The sequence below is a fragment of the Methyloceanibacter marginalis genome, from assembly GCF_001723295.1.
Lineage (GTDB): Bacteria > Pseudomonadota > Alphaproteobacteria > Rhizobiales > Methyloligellaceae > Methyloceanibacter > Methyloceanibacter marginalis.
On sequence record NZ_LPWD01000306.1, the window covers coordinates 1 to 3466 of the forward strand.

Sequence of the window (3466 nt, forward strand, 5' to 3'; positions counted from 1 at the left end):
CCGGTCGCTTTGTCGCGCCAGCTGTCGCTCCGTCCGCCACCCGCAAATTGACGATCGGCCGGCGTCCTGCGTATGGCGGATTTCGGGATCGGCGCCGAGATTGCCGATGAGAATGACTTTATTGACCGATCCGGCCATGGTTTGGACCTCCCCGCGGGTAAGCGTTACGTATGCCCTTCAGGGCAATCCGGCAGTCTAGGCCCACAAGCCGCGGCCTTCCAGGCAACTCCCTGCCGGTGCCCGGCCTGTCCACAAGCTCCACAAGCCAGAGCGTCTTCCTTCTTATGTACCTCTTTTGTTCTTATTCGTCCACTATGTCGCCCTCTTGTGGTTTCAAGGCGTGGGCCCTATGGCTAAGACAAGAACACAAAGCGATTTCATTGGCAGCGCCTCCCAGGGCGGGACGGGTGCTGACCTGAAACCCAGGACGAAGGGGAACATGCAGCGGTCCGTCGATCAGCAGCAGGCACCAGGACGCCGGAAGGCAAAGCGGCGCGATCCACGCGTCAAGTATTTTGGCTTCACCGCCATGCAGTGGCCGTTCATCGCCACGCTGGTGGGCAATTGGCTCTTCGCGGCTGCCTTCTTCGCAGCTGCGAAATACTTTTGGACGTGGACGCCGGAGGCCTGGGGCATTGCCGATCGCCTGGCCTTGGTCATCAAGGACGCGGTGATCGCGCTGGTACCCGGCGTGATCGGCATCTGTATCGTCGCCGCGCAACGGCTCGATCCCAGTCAGTTTGTCGGCCGCGTGCCCAAAGCCAATTCGCCGGTCGACATCAACAACCGGTTCATCCTCAACACCTTCGAGCAGTTCACCGCCTGGTTCATCGCCAATGCCGGGCTGGCGATGTATTGCCCCATCGAGGAAGCGCGCACGCTGCCGATTCTCACGGCGCTGTTCGTTCTCGGCCGCATCCTGTTCTGGATCGGCTACCACAGAACCCGTATTTGCGCGCGTTCGGCTTCGGCCTCACCTTCTATCCGACGGTGGCGGCCTTCGCCTGGCTCATGCTGATCATGATCTTCGGCATCCGCGTACCGCTTTAGCCGCTACCTGCCCTGCTGCCATTGCAGGATTGCCTCGCTCGGCCACACGAACATGATGACGTTCAGCGTCAACCCGTCGCGGATCATGACGCCGACGAACACCTCGAGCGCGATAGCGAGCAGAACCGTGACCCACACCGGCAGCCAGGCGGCGAGAAAGAATCCGGCGACCATGAAAAGAATGTCGCTCACCGAGTTGAGCACGCTGTCGCCGTAGTAATCGAGCGAGACCGTCGTCTCCCGGTAGTGGTTGATGACGAAGTCGGTGTTCTCGATCACCTCCCAGCTCGCCTCCAGCAAGACCGCGGCGATGAGCCGTGCCCCGAACGACGCGCGCGGCATGATCAGCCAGAACAGCGCGTAGAACAGAAAGCCGTGGATGAGGTGGGAGGGCGTGTACCAATCGAAGATGTGCTGCGAGTTCTCGGCGCTGACCACATCGAAATGCCAAAGCTTCACATAGCCGCATTTGCAGATGAGCGGATGGCCCATCCCGTAAAGGGCTGCGCCGGCGATCAGGATAATGCCGGCGGCGATGGCGATCTGGGTGCGGGTCATGGTCATGTATTTCTCTATGGGCTGGGATTCGCGGCGGCGCCATCGGTTATGCTGAAATCGTCATACGGATTCGAGCAGGGACGGGAGAGGCAATGACTCAAGACGAGGCGCTGGCGCTGCTCAGGACCGGGGCCAGCATCTTCCTCACCGGCCAGCCCGGCAGCGGCAAGACCCATACGGTCAACTGCTATCTCAAGGAGCTGGCGCAAGCCGGCGTGGACTACGCCTACACCGCCTCGACCGGGATCGCCGCCACCCACGGCCACGGCGTCACCATCCATGCCTGGAGCGGCATCGGCGTGCGCGAGACGCTGACACGGCGCGATCTGGATACCATCGCCGCCAATCGCCGGGTCGCGGGGCGCATCGAGAAGACCAGCGTCCTGATCATCGATGAGATCTCGATGCTGCCGGCGCAGTCCCTGACTCTCGTGGACACGGTCTGCCGCCATATCAAAGGAACGCCCGCCCCCTTCGGCGGACTGCAAGTGGTCCTGGTCGGCGACTTCTTCCAGTTGCCGCCGGTGACGCGCCGGCGATCCGACCCAGACATGCTCGACTTCGGCGGCGGCGGCGACAGTTTCGGTGCCGTGTTCGCCCATGGCTCGTCGGCCTGGCGCGATCTCGATCCCATGGTCTGCTATTTGTCGGAGCAGCATCGGCAAGACGACCAGCCCTTTCTCGACGTGCTCGACGCCATCCGCGCCAATGCCTGCACCGGCATCCACCGGGAGCGGCTCGCCGCGCGCATGGTCGACCGCGATCAGCTGCCGGCCAGCCGCACGCGGCTGTTCACCCACAATGCGGCCGTGGACGACATCAATCGGCAGCAATTGGCGAAGCTCGGCGGCGAGACACGCAGCTTCGTCATGACCGCCAAGGGCGCGCCGCCCGCGATCGAGACGCTAAAGCGCGGCTGCCTGTCGCCGGACCTGCTCGCGCTGAAGCCCGACGCCGTTGTGATGTTCACCAAGAACGATCCGGCCGGACGCTACGTGAACGGCACGCTCGGGCTCGTGGAGGATTTCGATCCCGAATCGGGCGCGCCGGTCGTGCGCACCAAGGCCGGCAAGCGCATCGTGGCCGAACCCGTCACCTGGAAGATCGAGGAGAGCGGCAAGGAGCGCGCCTCCGTGACGCAAATCCCCCTGCGGCTCGCCTGGGCCATCACCGTGCATAAGAGCCAGGGCATGTCGCTGGACGCCGCCGTCATCGATCTCTCCCGCGCCTTCGAATACGGCCAGGGCTACGTGGCGCTGTCGCGGTTGCGAAAGCTTTCGGGCCTGCACCTGCTCGGCCTCAACGAGCGGGCCTTGCGCGTGCATCCGCAAGCCATCGAGACGGACGCGGCGTTCCGCGCGGCTTCGGAGCACGCCTTGGACACCTTGGCGCGGCTCGGCCCGGCGGAGCTCTCAAAGCGCCAGGCGGCATTCTTAGGGGATTGCGGGAGCCGCCAAGCGGAGGCCGGGCCGTCCAAAAGCTACACGTCGCCGCCATGCGCCAGAGCCACGGCAAGGCCTATGCGCCCTGGACCGAGGGCGAGGAGCGGGATCTGCGCCGCCGCCACCAGGCGGGCGAGAGCGTGGGCGCCATCGCCGCCGAGCTCGGCCGCAAGCCCGGCGCCATAAGGTCGCGGCTCAAGAAGCTCGCCCTGATCTAGCCCCGCCTCGCCGCGCGCTTTGGCCCCCTTGTGGGGCCCCTGAGAGCGCAGCTAAGCCTTGCGGTCAGGCCCTCGTCCCCCGACATTGCTAACGGCATGACCTCCAAATCCCTCCTCCATCCGCGGCGCGCGGGAGCACAACCTCAAGAACGTGTCGCTGGACCTGCCGCCGCGAGCAGCTCGTGGTGACTCGACCGG

General features: G+C 64.7%; 3 protein-coding genes and 1 pseudogene. 2 read left to right on the forward strand and 2 right to left on the reverse strand.

Annotation, left to right across the window (positions count from 1 at the left end):
- Positions 1 to 138 (reverse strand): annotated as a pseudogene (locus AUC71_RS17890) (single-stranded DNA-binding protein); the annotation flags it as partial.
- Between the two features lie 301 nt (positions 139 to 439).
- Between AUC71_RS17890 and AUC71_RS11370 the strand changes: the two are divergent.
- The gene (locus AUC71_RS11370; RefSeq protein WP_141701631.1) at positions 440 to 1018 is read left to right on the forward strand and encodes an MAPEG family protein; all 579 of its coding nucleotides are present in this window, start codon (positions 440 to 442) and stop codon (positions 1016 to 1018) included.
- A 35-nt stretch (positions 1019 to 1053) separates the two neighbouring features.
- Here the strand turns inward: AUC71_RS11370 and AUC71_RS11375 are convergent, their stop codons facing one another.
- A complete protein-coding gene (locus AUC71_RS11375) occupies positions 1054 to 1614 on the reverse strand; it encodes a DUF2585 domain-containing protein (protein WP_069624360.1) in 561 nt (186 codons plus the stop codon).
- Between the two features lie 86 nt (positions 1615 to 1700).
- Between AUC71_RS11375 and AUC71_RS11380 the strand changes: the two genes are divergently transcribed.
- Positions 1701 to 3236 carry an ATP-dependent DNA helicase gene (locus AUC71_RS11380; RefSeq protein WP_069624361.1) on the forward strand — a complete coding sequence of 512 codons (1536 nt, stop codon included), beginning with the start codon at positions 1701 to 1703 and terminating at the stop codon, positions 3234 to 3236.
- The last annotated feature ends 230 nt before the right edge of the window (positions 3237 to 3466 follow it).

What these genes read in the sequence shown, in the direction of transcription:
- AUC71_RS11375 (WP_069624360.1), bottom strand. Translation starts at nt 1,614, where the DNA reads ATGACCATGACCCGCACCCAGATCGCCATCGCCGCCGGCATTATCCTG.
- AUC71_RS11380 (WP_069624361.1), top strand. Translation starts at nt 1,701, where the DNA reads ATGACTCAAGACGAGGCGCTGGCGCTGCTCAGGACCGGGGCCAGCATC.
- AUC71_RS11370 (WP_141701631.1), top strand. Translation starts at nt 440, where the DNA reads ATGCAGCGGTCCGTCGATCAGCAGCAGGCACCAGGACGCCGGAAGGCA.